This is a genomic window from Streptomyces sp. NBC_01210 (assembly GCF_036010325.1).
Lineage (GTDB): Bacteria > Actinomycetota > Actinomycetes > Streptomycetales > Streptomycetaceae > Streptomyces.
In genome coordinates, this window is sequence record NZ_CP108549.1 from 3,382,343 (window position 1) to 3,398,695 (window position 16,353).

At 70.2% G+C, this 16,353-nt stretch carries 13 protein-coding genes; 6 read left to right on the plus strand and 7 right to left on the minus strand.

Annotated elements, in window-relative coordinates:
- Positions 1–24 precede the first annotated feature (24 nt).
- The 4 genes from OG735_RS15190 to OG735_RS15205 all read right to left on the minus strand — a co-directional run bounded on the left by OG735_RS15190 (position 25) and on the right by OG735_RS15205 (position 4,468).
- Positions 25–1,515, minus strand: a complete 1,491-nt coding sequence (locus OG735_RS15190; protein WP_327323710.1) for a UDP-N-acetylmuramoyl-L-alanyl-D-glutamate--2,6-diaminopimelate ligase — start codon at positions 1,513–1,515, stop codon at positions 25–27.
- Between the two features lie 597 nt (positions 1,516–2,112).
- Complete coding sequence (locus OG735_RS15195) at positions 2,113–2,625, minus strand: DUF3592 domain-containing protein (protein ID WP_327323711.1); 513 nt, start codon at positions 2,623–2,625, stop codon at positions 2,113–2,115.
- A 140-nt stretch (positions 2,626–2,765) separates the two neighbouring features.
- On the minus strand, positions 2,766–3,515 hold the full coding sequence (locus OG735_RS15200) for an ABC transporter permease (RefSeq protein WP_327323712.1): 750 nt from the start codon (positions 3,513–3,515) through the stop codon (positions 2,766–2,768).
- Complete coding sequence (locus OG735_RS15205) at positions 3,512–4,468, minus strand: ATP-binding cassette domain-containing protein (protein WP_442812429.1); 957 nt, start codon at positions 4,466–4,468, stop codon at positions 3,512–3,514. The genes OG735_RS15200 and OG735_RS15205 overlap by 4 nt, the downstream gene beginning before the upstream one ends.
- On the opposite strand from OG735_RS15205, the gene OG735_RS15210 reads away from it, so the two are divergent.
- The 3 genes from OG735_RS15210 (at position 4,350) to OG735_RS15220 (ending at position 8,026) form a co-directional block, all read left to right on the plus strand.
- On the plus strand, positions 4,350–4,961 hold the full coding sequence (locus tag OG735_RS15210) for a sensor histidine kinase (RefSeq protein ID WP_442812430.1): 612 nt from the start codon (positions 4,350–4,352) through the stop codon (positions 4,959–4,961). The two genes, OG735_RS15205 and OG735_RS15210, sit on opposite strands and share 119 nt — an antisense overlap.
- 4 nt (positions 4,962–4,965) lie before the next feature.
- Entirely contained in the window at positions 4,966–5,616 is a 651-nt protein-coding gene (locus OG735_RS15215) for a response regulator transcription factor (RefSeq protein WP_327323713.1), read from the plus strand.
- Positions 5,617–5,986: 370 nt separating this feature from the next.
- Entirely contained in the window at positions 5,987–8,026 is a 2,040-nt protein-coding gene (locus tag OG735_RS15220) for a TerD family protein (RefSeq protein WP_327328324.1), read from the plus strand.
- A 152-nt stretch (positions 8,027–8,178) separates the two neighbouring features.
- On the opposite strand, the gene OG735_RS15225 is transcribed toward OG735_RS15220, so the two are convergent.
- From OG735_RS15225 to OG735_RS15235, 3 genes are read right to left on the minus strand one after another with little or no spacing between them, the layout of a single operon-like run.
- Positions 8,179–9,861: a thiamine pyrophosphate-binding protein gene (locus OG735_RS15225; protein WP_327323714.1), complete on the minus strand. Its 1,683-nt coding sequence runs from the start codon at positions 9,859–9,861 to the stop codon at positions 8,179–8,181.
- Entirely contained in the window at positions 9,858–10,826 is a 969-nt protein-coding gene (gene speB, locus OG735_RS15230; RefSeq protein WP_327323715.1) for an agmatinase, read from the minus strand. The genes OG735_RS15225 and speB overlap by 4 nt, the downstream gene beginning before the upstream one ends.
- Before the next feature lie 42 nt (positions 10,827–10,868).
- Positions 10,869–12,335, minus strand: coding sequence for a sodium:solute symporter (locus OG735_RS15235; RefSeq protein WP_327323716.1), 1,467 nt, complete (start codon positions 12,333–12,335; stop codon positions 10,869–10,871).
- A gap of 126 nt (positions 12,336–12,461) precedes the next feature.
- Between OG735_RS15235 and OG735_RS15240 the strand changes: the two genes are divergently transcribed.
- From OG735_RS15240 to tesB, 3 genes are all read left to right on the plus strand, one after another.
- Positions 12,462–14,111 carry a PucR family transcriptional regulator gene (locus OG735_RS15240; protein WP_327323717.1) on the plus strand — a complete coding sequence of 550 codons (1,650 nt, stop codon included), beginning with the start codon at positions 12,462–12,464 and terminating at the stop codon, positions 14,109–14,111.
- Positions 14,112–14,301: 190 nt separating this feature from the next.
- Complete coding sequence (locus tag OG735_RS15245; protein WP_327323718.1) at positions 14,302–15,459, plus strand: acyl-CoA dehydrogenase family protein; 1,158 nt, start codon at positions 14,302–14,304, stop codon at positions 15,457–15,459.
- A 19-nt stretch (positions 15,460–15,478) separates the two neighbouring features.
- Positions 15,479–16,351 carry an acyl-CoA thioesterase II gene (tesB, locus tag OG735_RS15250; RefSeq protein ID WP_327323719.1) on the plus strand — a complete coding sequence of 291 codons (873 nt, stop codon included), beginning with the start codon at positions 15,479–15,481 and terminating at the stop codon, positions 16,349–16,351.
- The last annotated feature ends 2 nt before the right edge of the window (positions 16,352–16,353 follow it).

Below are 16,353 nucleotides of genomic sequence, written 5' to 3' on the forward strand. Positions count from 1 at the left end.
CGGTGACCGGTATTGCGCCGCCTACTACACCTGCGCGGCGGCGAGTTCGCGCACCGTCGCCATGTCACTGAAGGGGAGCAGCTGTTCGCCGACGATCTGGTACGGCTCGCTGCCCTTCCCCGCGACCAGGACAATGTCGTCCCGCTCCGCGGCGGACAGCGCGAGGGCGATCGCCCGGCGGCGGTCGGCGACCCGCTCGAACCGGGCGCCGGTCGCCGTGAGACCCGGCGTGATCTGGTCCAGGATCGTCTCGGGGTCTTCGTTCCGGGGGTTGTCCGAGGTGAGGACGCACAGGTCGGAGAGGGTCCCGGCGATCTCCCCCATCCGCGCGCGCTTGGTGTCGTCCCGGTCGCCGCCGCAGCCGAAGACGGTGATGACCCGGCCGGTGGCAAAGTCCCGGATGGCGGTGAGCACCTTGTCCAGGGAGTCGGGAGAGTGCGCGTAGTCCACGATCACGGACGTACCGCGGGGAGTCTCGAAGCGTTCGAACCGCCCCGGGACCGGGGGCATCCGGTCGAGTGCGGTGACCAGTCCTGTCAGGTCGTGCCCCAGGAGATGGCAGGCCGCCACGGCGGCCAGCGCGTTGGCCACCGAGAACCGCCCGGGGACGGGGATCGCCGCGGGGTACTTGCGTCCGTCGTGGTGGAGGGTGAAGCGCGTACCGAGGGCGTCCATGCTGAGGTCGGTCGCCCGGTAGTCGGCCTCGGCGTCCAGGGCGTACGTGGTGACCGCACCGGGCATCAGCGACCGGATTCCGTCTCCCACGGGGTCGTCCGCGTTGACCACCGCGCGCCGGCACAGCCCCTGGAACAGGCGGAGTTTGGCGTCCCGGTAGTTCTCCATGGTGCCGTGGTCGTCCAGGTGGTCCTGCGTGAGGTTGGTGAAGATCCCCACGTCGAGGAACGCGCGGTCCACCCGGTGGGTCAACAGGCCCATCGACGTGGCCTCCAGGACCACGGTGCCCACCCCGCGGTCGCGCATGCACCCCAGCAGGTACTGGAAGTCCGGCGACTCCGGTGTGGTCAGCACCGATCTCGGCATCGGGATCAGCTCGTCGCCGATCCGGCTGCCGGCCGTCCCGATGACCCCCACCCGTGCGCCCTCGGCGATCCGCAGCACGGACTCGACCATGTACGACACCGACGTCTTCCCGTTGGTGCCGGTGACGGCCACCATGTCCATCTCCCGCCCCGGCTCGCCGTAGTAGCGGGAGGTGACCACCGCAGCCGCCTTCCGCGTGTCCGGCACCCGTACGACACACACTCCGGCGGCCGACGCCCACACCGCCGCCGGTAGATCGGGCGCCGCGTCGTCGACGAGCACCGCGACCGCGCCGCGTGCCAGAGCGGGGCCGACCAGCTCGGGGCCGCCCTCGCAGTGACCGGGCACCGCGATGAACAGCGAACCCGGCGAGACGCGGTGGGCGTCGAAGCACGTTCCCGCGGTGATCCTCGTCTCCGGATCGCCCAGAACAACCTCATGGTCGTGCCCGGCCAGCAACTCGCTCAACTTCACAGGGGTCCTCTCGAGGGTGCGACGGGGCCGGTGGTCCGGCCGTCGCCGATGGCGATGCGGACGGCACGCCGAGGAGTCGCGGGGGGTGGTGCTCAGCAGTCAGGGGGTGGTGCTCAGCAGACAGAGCAGTGGAGCGGTGTTCCGGAAACCGGAAAGAGGCCCCTGCTGCGCGGAGAAAGCTCCACGGGCGGGGCGGAAGGGGGGAGAGGGTTCGTCGAGCCGGTCAGCCGTGGCCGTGCAAAGCGCGGCAGCGGGCCCCGGGGCCGGTGGTGCACAGCGCGCGAGGTGCCTGTCGCAGGCCCTCCGTCACCGCATGTGTGCAACCCATGAGTGGAGTGTACGTCCCACAGAGCGTCCCGGACCCCGCCCCGCTTCGTGGCTCTTGGTCGCGGGTGCGACTGAGCGGGATTCGCCGGTGGAAGGATGGCTGACGGCAACTTCGGCACCCGGACAGCGCGACCCGCCCGGTGCCCGCCAACTGGCGGGTTGCGGCCGCTCTTCCGTGATGGCTACGTCTCACACCCGCGTACTGAGCACGGCCACAGCCACTTCGGTGCCCGGCGAGCGGCCTGGCCCAAGCACGCCGCGGGGCAGACCCTAGGGTTCGGCAGTCCAGCTCTGCTCCGGACTGACCCCGCCGTCATCGGCCGACGAGTCGATGACGGCCAGACCGAAGCCCATCGCGGCGAAGAAGAGTCCCACACATGTGAAGACCACCATCATCCCGCCGACCAGATACGACATGACCCCGAGCACGGGCGGCGCAGCGGCCGGCACCGCCCGCTCGGGGCGCTGCGGCAGATACCGCACGGGCACGATGTCCCCGACCACATAGAGCTGCTCCGAGGCGACCTGGGCGCGCACATCCCGTCCGTCGGACGTCCGGAACCCGAGGATCTGACGGCGCTGGCTGTGCCCGTGCCCGTCCGAGGAACGGTGCACCACGAACGTCTCCAAACAGCGGGCCTCCGCGACCAGCCCCTCCCGCAAAGTTCGCTTGTACTCCGAGGCCCTCCGCACCATCCAGATGAGCATCCCGATCCCGAAGGCCGCAAACAGCAGCCCGAACACCCCGAATACAAACCCGAACATCCCGCCCAAAGCCGACATTCCGCATCCCCCTGATGGTCCGGCCCCTGACTTCTGCACGCCGGGCCGACGACGCCCGTGAAGATACCCAGCAGGGACCGGCGGTTCCCATCCCCGGGCGCTCAGTCACAGCGGGCCTCGATGCCGCGGGCCGATGCCCTTCAGGCGTCCCGGCGGCGGAGCGACTGCCAGCCGGCCCACAGGGCCGCGGCGACCCAGAGCCCGAGGACGCCGAGCCCACTCCACGGGCCGAGCGTGCCGGTGGACTCCTGCAGCAGCACCTGCTGGCCCGCCCGGTCGGGCAGGAACTCGACGATGCCGCCGTCCTCCGAGATGTCCCCGAGCACGAACGACAACATGAGCAGGAACGGGATGAGGATGCCCATGACCGCGGGCCCGCTGCGCAGCACTGCCGCGAGTCCGGCCGAGAACAGGGTGATCAACGCCAGATGGATCCCGCAGCCGACAACGACACGCAGGGCGCCCGGGGCCCCGAGGCCCACGCCCCGGTCACCGAGGAACTCCTGGCCGGCCAGGAAGCAGGTCAGACTCGTCGCCAGTCCCACCAGGAGCGCCAGACCACCGATCACGGCGAGCTTGGCCGCGTAGAAGACACCTCTGCGCGGGACGGCCGCCAGCGAGATGCGGACGGCACCGTTCTTGTACTCCCCCGAGACGGCCAGCGCTCCGAAGCAGATGGCCGCGACCTGGCCGAAGTTGAGGCCGAAGAACGAGGAGCGGAGCGGGTCGAAGTCGGGCTTGCCGGTCTCCTCGGTGCCGAGCGTCGCGCACATCAGCAGAGAGAAGGCAACGGTGGCGAGGAAGACGGACCCGAGCGTTGCGCCGAGGGAGCGTACGGAGCGGATCTTGAGCCACTCGGAGTGGACTACGGGCGTGATGGACACGGTCATACCTCCTGGGCCACGGCCGGACGAGATGCGGCGAATTGGGTCTCGTCCGCGGTGAGCGCGAGATAGGCCTCTTCCAAAGTGGCCTCCTCATTGGCGAGTTCAAGGATCGGGATGCCTTCGTGTGCGGCGAGCGGGCCGATGTCCTCCACTCGGGCGCCTGCCACGGTCCAGCGGCCGTCCTCGCCCTCGACGGGCGTGAATCCCTTGCCCCTCAGGGCGGTGCGCAGCCGCTCGCTCTCGGTGGTGCGCAGCCGCACCCGCGGTGTGGTCCGCGCGTCGATGAAGTCCTGCATACCGGTGTCGGCAAGCAGCCGGCCCCTGCCGAGGACGACGAGGTGGTCGGCGAAGGAGGCGGTTTCGTTCATCAGATGGCTGGAGACGAGGACGGCCCTGCCCTCGCGGGCCAGTTGCCGCATCAGCTCGCGAATCCAGATGATCCCCTCGGGGTCGAGTCCGTTGGAGGGCTCGTCCAGCATCAGCACCGCGGGGTCGCCGAGCAGGGCCGCGGCGATCCCGAGGCGCTGGCGCATACCGAGCGAGAACGTCTTGATCCTTCGGCCCGCGACGCTCGCGATCCCGGCCTGCTCCAGGACGGCTTCCACGCGGGCGGCCGGGATCCGGTTGGTGGTGGCGAGGATGCGCAGATGGTCACGGGCGGTCCGGGAACCGAGGGCCGCCTGTGCGTCGAGCAGAGCGCCGACATGGCGCAGCGGCTCGTCGATCGCGGCGTACGCCCGTCCGCCGATGGTGGCGGTGCCGGAGGTGGGCCGGTCCAGGGCAAGCACGAGACGCATGGTGGTGGACTTGCCGGCGCCGTTGGGGCCGAGGAAACCGGTGACCCGGCCGGGCCGCAACCGGATCGCCCGGGAGCTGCACGACTCGATCGGGCACGCACTGACGGTGGCGGTGGTGCAGGCGGGTGCGGCGAGGGCGGCGGGCAGCGCGGAGTTCACCGACCGGGCCCTGAACGCCATCGAGGAGACCGGCCGGGCGGCGCTGGAGGACCTGGAGCGCGTACTGCTCGTGCTGCGGGAGTCCGGACGGCCCGTGAGCCGGCGTCCGACGCTCACCGACGCGGACCGGTTGCTGGAGTCGGCGCGCTCCTCCGGCGCCACGGTCGACGCCGCGGTGACGGGCCCGGTGGAGCATGTGCCGGGTCCTGTTTCCCGGGAGGGCTACCGCATCGTGCAGGAGGCGCTGACCAATGTGCTGCGGCACGCGGGTGCGGTGACGACGCGCGTACGGATCGCCGTCACCGACGGCCGGCTTGAGCTGGAGGTGACCAACCCCCTTTCGGGACAGGCCACTTCGACCGGCCGCGGCAGCGGCAGTGGGCTGCGGGGCATCCGGGAGCGGGCGGCGCTGCTCGGCGGGAAGGCCGACACCGGCCCGTACGACGGCGAATGGAGGGTGCACGTGGGGCTTCCGCTGGACGGCCTACGCTGACCGGGTGCCGATCACTGTGCTGCTTGTCGACGACGAACCTCTCGTACGGGCGGGGCTGCGAGCCGTGCTCGAGGCCCAGCCGGACATCGAGGTGGTCGGCGAGGCGGCGGACGGCGCCGCGGTGATCCCCCTGGTTCGGCAACTGCGGCCCGATGTGGTGGCGATGGACGTCCGTATGCCGCTCCTTGACGGCATCGAGGCCACCCGCGCCGTACTGCGGACCGTCGACGACCCGCCCAAGATCCTGGTCATCACGACCTTCGAGAACGACGAGTACGTGTACGAGGCGCTGCGCGCGGGCGCGGACGGCTTTCTGCTCAAGCGGGCGCGCCCCGCGGAGATCGTGCACGCGGTGCGACTGGTCGCGGAGGGCGAGTCACTCCTCTTTCCCGCGGCGGTGCGCTCGCTGGCAGCGGAGTACGGCAGCCGGGCCGCCCGCGCGGCGATGGAGCGTGCGGCGCTGACCGAACGGGAGACGGCGGTACTGCGGCTGATGGCGCGGGGACTGTCGAATGCGGAGATCGCCACGCAGCTGGTCGTCGGCACGGAGACGGTCAAGTCGCATGTGAGCGCGGTGCTGTCGAAGCTGGGCGCGCGGGACCGCACGCAGGCGGTGATCGCGGCGTACGAGTCGGGGTTCGTGGCTCCCGCTTGAGAGCGACTGTGACAGGCCCCGTTCCTCGCGGGAGGGCGGCGCCTCGAATGAAGGTGAGGCGCATCGCGCCCGCATCACAAGCTCCTGGGCGAAAACGGCTTCGAAGACTGATCGAGACTGTTCACGGTTCAACTGATCCTGGCCAAGTTGTGCCACAGGGCTCGACGCATCGCAGCAGACGGGGAGTCCGAAGTCTCGGATCCCCGTTCCTTGGTCACCCCATTCTTCACATCATCTCCTCGTGCACCGGCTGTGAGCGCTACGGTTCTTTGCGTAGCACCGAGTGCGAGCTACGTCACAGATCGACATGTTGCGGCTGCTGCGGCCTGCCCGGACGCGGCTGCACGTCTGGGGGAACGGCATGCGCGAAATGGCCAAGGGTTCCAATGTCGGCCTGGCAGCCCTGAGCGATGACACCGGTTCGGTGATCGTGAGTCTGCGCTGGAGCAGCGCGGCGGGGGACGGCGACGCGGATGTGTCCGTGCTGCTGCTGGACGGCAACGGCAAGGTGCGCACCGACGCCGACTTCTTCTTCTACAACAACCCCGCCGCAGCCGACGGCAGTGTGCAGTTGTTGGGCAAGACACCGACCGACAGTGGCAGCGAAGACCGCATCAGCCTCGATCTGACCGCAGTTCCCCGGGATGTTGAACGCATCGTTGTGGCAGCCAGTCGGTACGGCGGTTCCTGCTTCGGTGAACTGGACGACCTTCGGGTGACGCTCGCCGATCGTAGTGGCGAGGCTCTGCTCGGATTCTCCATCACCGACGCCGGCGTCGAGAGTGCGTTCATCTTCAGTGAGCTGTACCGGCGGGGCGAGGAGTGGAAGTTCCGGGCAGTCGGCCAGGGCTACGAGACCGGTCTGGCCGGTCTGGCAACGGACTTCGGCATCGATATCGATGCCGAGGGCGAGGACGAGGGCGACGCCGTAGAGGTACCTGCGGTGGAGCAGGTACCGAAGGCCGATGAGCCTCGGCCACCGGCCGTCGAGTCACCGGCGGCGTTCCCCACGGAGGCAGCAAGCGGAGCGCAGCCGGTCGGAGTTGAGCCGACGCCAAAGCGCGTCCCCGGCCCTCGCACCGCCAAGAAGAAGGTCACGCTGCCCAAGGTGGCCAAGAAATCCCTCGCCGAGAACGACTCGTGGAGGCCTGCCAGGCTCTTCCCCGCGCCGTCGCTCAAAAGCGACAAGGAGCGCGAGCTGCGGGCCACTTCCGTTCTGCTGTCAGTGATGGCCGAAGTGCCTGAGTTGGGGCGTCGGCTCACCGCTGCTTTCGGCGCACCGGCCGGCCGTATGCAGTCCTTCACCGAGGTCACGCTGCCGCACGGAGATACCCCCAAGCGACCGGACGGTGTGATCCGCGTAGAGCGCGCAGGCAAGTTGTGGACCGCTCTGGTCGAGACGAAGACCAATGGGAATCCGCTCAAGTCCGATCAGGTCCAGAACTACATGGACATTGCCGCCCGCCGCGGATACGAGGCCGTCATCACGCTCTCCAACGACGTGGCCCTGGAAGGCAGTCCACTGGTGGACGTCAGAACCGATGGGCGGCGCAAGCACAAGGTCGCCCTCTGGCATCTGTCCTGGGCCGAAGTGGCCCACCAGGCACAGATGCTGATCCGCCATGAGGGCGTCGGCAATGCCGCCCATGCGTGGCTCCTGCAGGAGTTGCTGCACTACCTTCAGCACGAGAATTCCGGCTGCCACGGCTTCCAGAACATGGGACCGGCCTGGGTGCCCGTACGAAACGGCATCGATGCGGAGACCCTTTGCCAGGGCGACCATCGTGCCGTTGAGGTCGTCGAGAGCTGGGAACGGCTCATCCGCCAGGTCTGCCTCCGCCTCGGCGGCGAACTCGGCCAGAAGGCATTGCCGGTACAGCGCGCCAAGCGCGGCACCGATCCGCACTCCCGGCGCGCCGTACTCGCCGACCGGCTGTGCGACGAAGGCCGCCTGACCGCTGAGCTGCGCATCGACGGTACGCCAGGCGTTCTCGCGATCACGGCCGATCTGCGGACCGCCAGACTGCGCACATCCATCGAAATCCAGGCCCCGGACGGGAGTTACCCCCTCACCTCGGCCAAGCGCCTGATCCGGCTGCTGGCCGAGGCGCCCGCGGACCTCCATGTCGAGACTCTTGTCGAGGGCGGCAACGGTCCACGCGGCACCCTGGAACGGCTACGGCCCGAGCCGGCCGACATGCTGCCCAAGGACGGCGCACGGATGACCGGTTTCCGGCTGTCGTTGTTCAAGGGCATGGGTGCCACTCGTGGCAGCGCCGAATCCGGATTCATCCGCAGCGTCGACGAGTCTGTGGACCGGTTCTACGCGAGCGTCGTGGCACAGCTGATCTCCTTCGAACGGCGTCAGGTAAGCCGCTCACAGCCCGTGGAACCGGCTGCCGTCGGCTGATCCCGGCTTTCGACGCGGACGACGAGAACAACGGCGATCCGTCCTGCTCGATCAGCTCCGTCCGTAAGCCGGTGCGGACGGACCTGCGCCCCGCCGCTCCACGGGGGGTAGAAGCAGCAGGGCGCAGGAGCCAGGAGGGTCCGGCAGGGAGCTCAGAGGTGCGTCGGGGCGAACATGCGGAGGAGCGCCGGGAGTACGACCACCGAAGGGCCGGGCTCCGCGAAGGACTTGGCCAGGTCCTCGCTCAGCGACTCCGGAGTCGTACGGACCGCCGGGACCCCGAAGGACTCCGCCAGTGCCACGAAGTCCGGGCGGGACAGCTCCGTCGCCGTCGCCTCGCCGAACGCGTCCTCCATGTACTCGCGCAGGATGCCGTAACCGCCGTCGTCCACGATCAGCCAGGTGACCGGGAGGTCGTACTGGCGAGCCGTCGCCAGCTCCGCGATCGAGTACATCGCGCCGCCGTCGCCGGAGACCGCGAGGACCGGACGAGTACGGTCCGCCGCCGCCGCGCCCAGCGCCGCCGGGAAGCCGTAGCCGAGGCCGCCCGCGCCCTGGGCCGAGTGCATGGTGTTCGGGTGGCGGGCGTCGAAGGCCGACCAGGCCCAGTAGGCCAGGATCGTCATGTCCCAGAAGCTCGGGGACATGTCCGGCAGGGCCTCGCGGACGGAAGCCAGCACCTGCTGTTCCAGGGTGAGGTCCTGGGCCGCTATGCGGGCCCGGACCTGGGTCAGGACCGTGCGTACGGACTCGGCCGCGGCCGGGTCCTCGCGCTCCTCCACCGTCTCCAGCAGCGCCGACAGCGCGAGGCGCGCGTCCGCGTGGATGCCGAGGCCCGCGTGGTTGGACTCCAGCTTGCCGGCGTCCGCCTCGATCTGGACGACCCGGCCGCGCGGCGCGAACGTGTGGTAGTTCGAGGACAGTTCGCCAAGGCCGGAGCCGACCACGAGCAGGACGTCCGCGGATTCGAGGAAGTCCGTGGTGTGGCGGTCCTCCAGCCAGGACTGGAGCGAGAGCGGGTGCTCCCAGGGGAAGGCGCCCTTGCCGCCGAAGGTGGTGACGACCGGCGCGTCGATCTTCTCCGCGAGGGCGAGCAGCTTGCCGCACGCGTCGGAGCGGACGACTCCGCCGCCCGCGATGATCGCGGGACGGGATGCGGTGGACAGCAAGTGCGCCGCCACAGCCGTCAGTTCGGGGCGCGGCACGACCTCCTGCGGCGTGGCGTCCATGGCCGTGACGACCGGCAGCGTCGTCTCGGCCAGCAGCACATCCTGCGGGATTTCGACCCAGACCGGGCCGTGCGGGGCGGTCAGCGCCGACTGCCAGGCCGCGGCGATCGCGGACGGTATCTGCGAGGCCGTACGAACGGTGTGCACGGACTTCACGATGTCGCGGAACGACGCCTGCTGGTCGCGCAGTTCGTGCAGATAGCCGTGGCGGCCGCCGCCGAGACCGGGCGTCGGGACCTGGCTGCCGATGGCGAGCACCGGCGCCGAGGCCGCGGCCGCCTCCTGGAGCGCGGCCAGGGACATCAGCGCGCCGGGGCCGGTCGAGAGCAGCAGCGGGGCCACCTCGCCGGTGACCCGGCCGTACGCGTCGGCGGCGAAGCCCGCGTTGTTCTCGACGCGCAGCCCGACGTACTCCAGCTGCGAGCGGCGCAGCGCGTCGAACATGCCGAGCGCGTGCTGTCCCGGCAGGCCGAAGACCGTGGTCGCGCCCAGGCCCTGCAGGGATTCGACAACGAGGTCGCCGCCGTTGCGGCCGGGCGGCGGGTTCAGCGCGGCCGCGGTCTGAGCCTCGGTGGGGCGCAGTACCAGGTCGTGATCGTGCGTCACTTGGAGCGCCCCTCGGCGATCTGGCGGGACATGATCGTGGTCAGCTCGTACGCCGTGTGGGACGCGGCGACGGAGGTGATCTCGGCGTGATCATACGCGGGCGCGACCTCGACGACGTCGGCCGAGACAAGGTTGCAGGAGGCCAGACCGCGCAGGATCTCCAGCAGTTCGCGTGAGGTCATGCCGCCGGCCTCGGGCGTGCCGGTGCCGGGCGCGTGCGCCGGGTCGAGGCAGTCGATGTCGATGGAGATGTACAGCGGCCGGTCGCCGATGCGCTGGCGCAGCTGGTCGGCGACCTCGTCGGCGCCCCGCCGGTAGACATCGGCCGACGTCACGATGCCGAAGCCCATCTTGGCGTCGTCGTCCAGGTCCTGCTTGCCGTACAGCGGACCGCGCGTGCCGACGTGCGAGAGCGCCTCGGTGTCGAGGATGCCCTCCTCGACGGCCCGGCGGAACGGCGTGCCGTGCGTGTACTCGGCGCCGAAGTACGTGTCCCAGGTGTCCAGGTGCGCGTCGAAGTGCAGCAGCGCGACCGGGCCGTGCTTCTTGGCCACCGAGCGCAGCAGCGGCAGCGCGATGGTGTGGTCGCCGCCGAGCGTCATCATCCGCGCGCCGGTGCCCAGCAGGTCATCGGCCGCGGCCTCGATCGTCTCGACGGCCTCGTTGATGTTGAACGGGTTGGCGGCGATGTCACCCGCGTCCGCGACCTGCGCGAGTGCGAAGGGCGAGGCGTCCTGCGCCGGGTTGTACGGGCGCAGGAGCCTCGACGCCTCGCGGATGGCGTTGCCGCCGAAGCGTGCTCCGGGACGGTAGGAGACCCCGGAGTCGAAGGGAACGCCGACCACGGCGACATCGGCGCGGCCGACCTCGTCGAGCCGGGGCAGCCGGGCGAACGTCGCGGGTCCGGCGTACCGCGGGATACGGGACGAGTCGATCGGGCCGCGCGGCTGCTCGTTGCTGCTCATGAGAATTTCCTACTTTCCTACGCTTCGTTGCGGTTTACGACTTTAGCTGGCTACGGTCACGGGCTCGGCCGGGGCGTCTTCCTCGGCGCCGCGGCCCGCCAGGCGTTCGCGCCAGTTCGCCAGGGTGGCCGCGTCCGTCGGCCTGGTCGCCAGGGAGACGATCACGTATGCCGCAAGCGACAGCAGCAGGCCGTAGTAGACGGGCTGGTTGGCGAGGATTCCGTACGTGGCCATCAGGCCGATGACCGAGAGGCCGCCGACGGTGACCGAGGCCAGCGCGCCGTACACGGTGCCGCGCTTCCACAGCAGGCCGCCCAGGATCGGCACCAGCAGACCGCCGACGAGCAGGTTGTACGCGACCGTCAGCGCCTCGATGACGTTGTTGAGCGCGATGGCGATACAGATGACCGCGATGCCCATGATCAGGATGAAGGCGCGGTTGCCCTTCACCTCGTCGTGGTCGTCGCCGTTGCGGGACGTCAGGCCCCGCACTCGCGACCAGATGTCGTTGTTGGCGACGGTGGCGCAGGCGATGAGCGCTCCGGAGGACGTCGACATGACGGCGGCGAGGGCCGCGGCCAGCACCAGTCCGCGTACGCCCATGGGCAGTTCGTCCTTGACGATGGTCGCGAAGGCGTCGTCGGCGTTGGGCAGCTTCGGGTAGAGGACCTTGGCGGCGGTGCCGATGACGGCGCCCGCCAGGGCGTAGACGAGGCAGTACGTACCGGCGACCGTGCCGCCGTACCGCGCGACCTTGTCACTGCGCGCCGTGAACACCCGCTGCCAGATGTCCTGGCCGATCAGCATGCCGAAGGTGTAGATCAGGACGTAGGTGAAGATCGTCTCGCCGCCGATGCCCAGCGGGTCGAAGTACTCGGTGGGGAGCTTCGCCTTCATCTCGCTGAAGCCGCCGGCCTTGACGACCGCGATGGGCAGCAGGAGCAGGAGCACACCGACCGTCTTCACGACGAACTGCACCATGTCGGTGAGGGTGATCGACCACATGCCGCCGAGCGTCGAGTACGCGACGACGATCGCGCCGCCGAGGATGATCGAGGCGGTGCGGTTGAGGTCGAAGAGGACGTCGAAGATGGTGGCGTACGCGATCGTGGAGGTGACCGCGAGCATCAGGGTGTACGCCCACATCACCACGCCGGAGATGAGGCCGGCCTTGCCGCCGTAGCGCAGGTCGAGCATCTCGGAGACGGTGTAGACCTTCAGCCGGGCGATGCGCGCGGAGAAGAACACCGAGAGGGCGAGGAGGCCGAGGCCGATGGTGAAGACCATCCAGGCGCCGGAGAGGCCGAACTTGTAGCCGAGGCCGACGCCGCCGATGGTGGAGGCGCCGCCGAGGACGACGGCCGCCATGGTGCCGGAGTACATCGAGGGGCCGAGCCGACGGCCCGCGACCAGGAACTCGCTCTTGGACTTGGCGCGGCGCATGCCCCACCAGCCCATGCCGAGCATGCCGGCCAGATAGACAACGATTACCGCGTAGTCGACAGCCATCGGCTTTCCTTCCGTCTCGTCCCCCGGGGTCCTCAGGTCTTGTGCGAAACGACGCTAGGTGGCTGGAAAGCAACGCTGAAGTGTACGTTTTATCCATTCTCAAGACCGCTGATGGATGGACCGTCCATGCCGGAATCTGCAGCAGCCCCACCAACCCCAGGTATCCCTCTCGCCGCGCTGCTCGCCCGCGAGGATCTCGGCCTGCGCCAGATCGCCGGGCCGATGGAGGCGGGCACGGTGCTGCACTGGGTGCACACCTCGGAGATGGAGGACCCCTATCCGTATCTGCTCGGCGGCGAGCTGCTGATGAGCGCCGGGGTGCTGCTGAAGGACCCCGACAGGTATGTGTCGCGCATTGTGCAGGCGGGCGCGGCAGCACTCGGCTTCGGCGTCGCGCCGGTGTACGACACGGTGCCGGACACGCTGATCGAGGCGTGCGACCGGCACGGCCTGCCGCTGCTGGAGGTCCCACCGAAGACGCCGTTCACGGCGGTGGCCCGCGCGGTGTGGCGGCTGATGGCCGAGGCCCGCCACCGGGAGCTGCGCCGGGTGACCCAGGCCCAGCAGGGCCTCGCCACGGCGGCGGCCCGCCCGGACCCGGTCCCGGCGGTCCTCCACCAGCTGGCGGCCCGCCTGGGCGGCCAGGCGGTGCTGCTCGACGCCTCGGGCACGGAACTGTCAGCCGCGGGGGGCACCCCGGGCCCAGAGGCGCGGGCGGCGCTGAAGCGGCTGGCGCAGGTGGTGAACCCGCAGGGGGCGAACCCGCAGGCGGTGAATCCGCAGGTGAACCCGTCGTCGGCGGGCACGGAGGAAGTCCCCCACCCCGCCCCTGCCCGAACCGAGGGGGCGCCCCCCGACCCCGCGGCGCTCACCGCACCCACCGCGCCCCCCGCACCCACCGCGCCCACCGCACCCGCTTCGCGGCGAGGCCCGGCGGACGGCGGGCCGCCCGGCGGGGAAACCAGCCGGCCCGCGCCCGCGTCCGCCAGTGACGCCGTCGGCGGGACCCATCTCGCCGCCTACGCCCTCGGCGGCAGCCAAGGGCTCGTCCTCGGCCTCGCCACTCCCCACCGTGAACCCGGTGACCACACCGTCGCCGGTGTCGCAGTCGTGCTGCTCTCGCTGCTGACCGCGCCCCACCAGGGCGCCGACAGCACCGGGCGAAGTGCCGCGCTCGTACGGCTGCTGCTCGGCGCGCGGCCCGCCGAGGCCGCGCCGTTGCTGGGGGCCGAGCGGTGGATCGTCGTACACGCGCGCGGTGAGCGCGGCACACCCTTCGCCGCGTCGGCGCTCGGCGCCGGGCTCGGCAGCGCGCTCGTCGACCCGGCCGAGGACGGCACCGTACGGATCCTGCTCCCGGCCGACCGCGAGGTGACCCCGCAGCCGGGCTGGGTCCTCGGCGTGAGCGCCCCCGTCCGCCCCGAGGAGCTCGGCGCCGCCGACACCCAGGCGGCCAGGGCCGTCCACCGCGCCGCTGCCACCCGCACCGATGTGGTCAGGCACCGCGGCACCTCCCTGGCCGCACTGCTCTCGCCCGACGAGGCGGCCGCCCACGCCCGGATGCGTCTCGCCCCGCTCGTCGACTCCCCCGCCCTGGTCGAGACCCTGCGCAGCTGGCTCTCCCTGCACGGCAGTTGGGACCGTACGGCCGCGGCGTTGGAGGTCCACCGCAACACCGTCCGCCAGCGCATCGCCCGCTGCGCGACGCTGCTGGACGAGGACCTCGACGACGCCGACGTACGGATGGAGCTCTGGTTCGCCCTGCGCTCCCTGTGAGCCGACACCGAGCCGGCACCGAGCCGACACTGTGACGCGTACGACCGATCCCCACCCTGGACAGCTCCGGTGACCGACCGGTAACTTCAGTCTGAGCAAGCGCTTAGTCCATCATTTGATCAATCACGATGGCGGTGAACCACCTCCGCGAGAGCGGCGGCGGTCAGCCGCAAAGGGAAGGGGGCGTCCCGTGCGCCGTACCGTTTTCAACGAGGACCACGAGGCGTTCCGCGAGACCATCCGCGCCTTCATCGAGGCCGAGGTCGTGCCCGTCTACGACGAGTGGTTCGCCGCCGGCCAGGCGCCCCGCGACTTCTACTACAAGCTCGGTGAGCTGGGCGTCTTCGGCATCCGGGTCGATGAGGAGTTCGGCGGCGCCGGCATCGAGTCGCACAAGTACGAGGCCGTGATGTACGAGGAGACGGCCCGCGCGGGCGTCAACTTCGGCGGCTCCGGCGTGCATGTGCTGCTCGCCCTGCCGTACATCCAGATGCTGGCCACCGACGAGCAGAAGAAGCGCTACCTGGAGAAGTTCGTCACCGGCGAGGAGATGTGGGCGCTGGCGATGACCGAGCCGGGCACCGGTTCCGACGTCGCGGGCATGAAGACCACCGCCAAGCTCTCGGAGGACGGCACGCACTACGTCCTCAACGGCGCCAAGACCTTCATCACCGGTGGTGTGCACGCCGACCGCGTGATCGTGTGTGCCCGCACCTCCGCCCCGCGCGAGGACGACCGCCGCTTCGGCATCTCCCTGTTCGCGGTGGACACCAAGTCGGCGGGCTACTCCGTCGGCCGCAAGCTGGACAAGCTCGGCCTGAAGACCTCCGACACCGCCGAGCTTGCCTTCGTCGACGTCAAGGTCCCGGCCGAGGACCTGCTCGGCGAGGAGAACAAGGGCTTCTACTACCTCGGCGCGAACCTTCCCTCCGAGCGCTGGGGGATCGCGTTCGGCGCGTACGCGCAGGCCAAGGCCGCCGTCCGGTTCGCCCAGCAGTACGTGCAGGACCGTACGGTCTTCGGCAAGCCGGTCGCGCACTTCCAGAACACCAAGTTCGAGCTGGCCGCCTGCCAGGCCGAGGTGGACGCCGCCGAGGCCGTGGCCGACCGCGCGCTGGAGGCTCTGGACACGGGCGAACTCACGCCCGCCGAGGCCGCGTCCGCGAAGCTGTTCTGCACCGAGGTCGCGCACCGCGTCATCGACAAGTGCCTCCAGCTGCACGGCGGCTACGGCTACATGAACGAGTACCCGATCGCTCGTCTCTACGCCGACAACCGCGTCAACCGCATCTACGGCGGCACCAGCGAGGTCATGAAGTCGATCATCGCCAAGTCCATGGGCCTGTAAGGACAGTTACCTTCCTCCCATGAGCTCAGCACTCGACGACCTGCTCGATCTGCTCGACCTGGAGCAGATCGAGCAGGACATCTTCCGGGGCCGGTCCCGCTCCGCCCTCGTACCGCGTGTCTTCGGCGGACAGGTCGCGGCCCAGGCGCTCGTCGCCGCGGGCCGCACCGTCCCCGAGGACCGCACAGCCCACTCCCTGCACGCGTACTTCCTGCGCATGGGCGACCCGGGCGCGCCGATCGTCTACACGGTCGACCGCATCCGCGACGGCCGCTCCTTCACCACGCGCCGGGTCGTCGCCGTCCAGCACGGGCAGCCGATCTTCCACCTCTCCGCGTCCTTCCAGACGTACGAGGAGGGACTCGAGCACCAGGCGGCGATGCCGTCCGCGCCCGAACCGGAGACCCTGCCGACGGCGGCCGAGATCCTGCCGCGGTACGCGGGCGACTTCGTCGACCCCGGCACGGTGGAGCGGCTGCTCGAGGCACGGGCCGCGGTCGATCTGCGCTATGTCGACGCTCCGCCGTACGGCAGCGTGGGCGAACCGCGCGAGCCGCGCTCGCAGGTGTGGTTCCGGGCGAACGGCAAGCTCGCGGACGACCCGCTGCTGCATGTCTGCCTCGCCACCTATGTCTCCGACATGACGCTGCTCGACTCGGTGCTCCTGGCGCACGGCCGCGGCGGCTGGGCGGTCGGCGACGTGGTCGGCGCCTCGCTGGACCACGCGATGTGGTTCCACCGGCCCTTCAGGGCCGACGAGTGGCTGCTGTACGACCAGGAGTCACCGTCGGCGTCCGGCGGCCGGGGTCTCGGCCAGGCGCGGATCTACACCCAGGACGGGCGGCTTGCCATCTCCGTCATCCAGGAAGGCGTCGTTCGCGTACCCCACTGATC

What these genes read in the sequence shown, in the direction of transcription:
- OG735_RS15195 (WP_327323711.1), bottom strand. Translation starts at nt 2,625, where the DNA reads ATGTCGGCTTTGGGCGGGATGTTCGGGTTTGTATTCGGGGTGTTCGGG.
- OG735_RS15200 (WP_327323712.1), bottom strand. Translation starts at nt 3,515, where the DNA reads ATGACCGTGTCCATCACGCCCGTAGTCCACTCCGAGTGGCTCAAGATC.
- OG735_RS15220 (WP_327328324.1), top strand. Translation starts at nt 5,987, where the DNA reads ATGGCCAAGGGTTCCAATGTCGGCCTGGCAGCCCTGAGCGATGACACC.
- speB (WP_327323715.1), bottom strand. Translation starts at nt 10,826, where the DNA reads ATGAGCAGCAACGAGCAGCCGCGCGGCCCGATCGACTCGTCCCGTATC.
- OG735_RS15235 (WP_327323716.1), bottom strand. Translation starts at nt 12,335, where the DNA reads ATGGCTGTCGACTACGCGGTAATCGTTGTCTATCTGGCCGGCATGCTC.
- OG735_RS15240 (WP_327323717.1), top strand. Translation starts at nt 12,462, where the DNA reads ATGCCGGAATCTGCAGCAGCCCCACCAACCCCAGGTATCCCTCTCGCC.
- tesB (WP_327323719.1), top strand. Translation starts at nt 15,479, where the DNA reads ATGAGCTCAGCACTCGACGACCTGCTCGATCTGCTCGACCTGGAGCAG.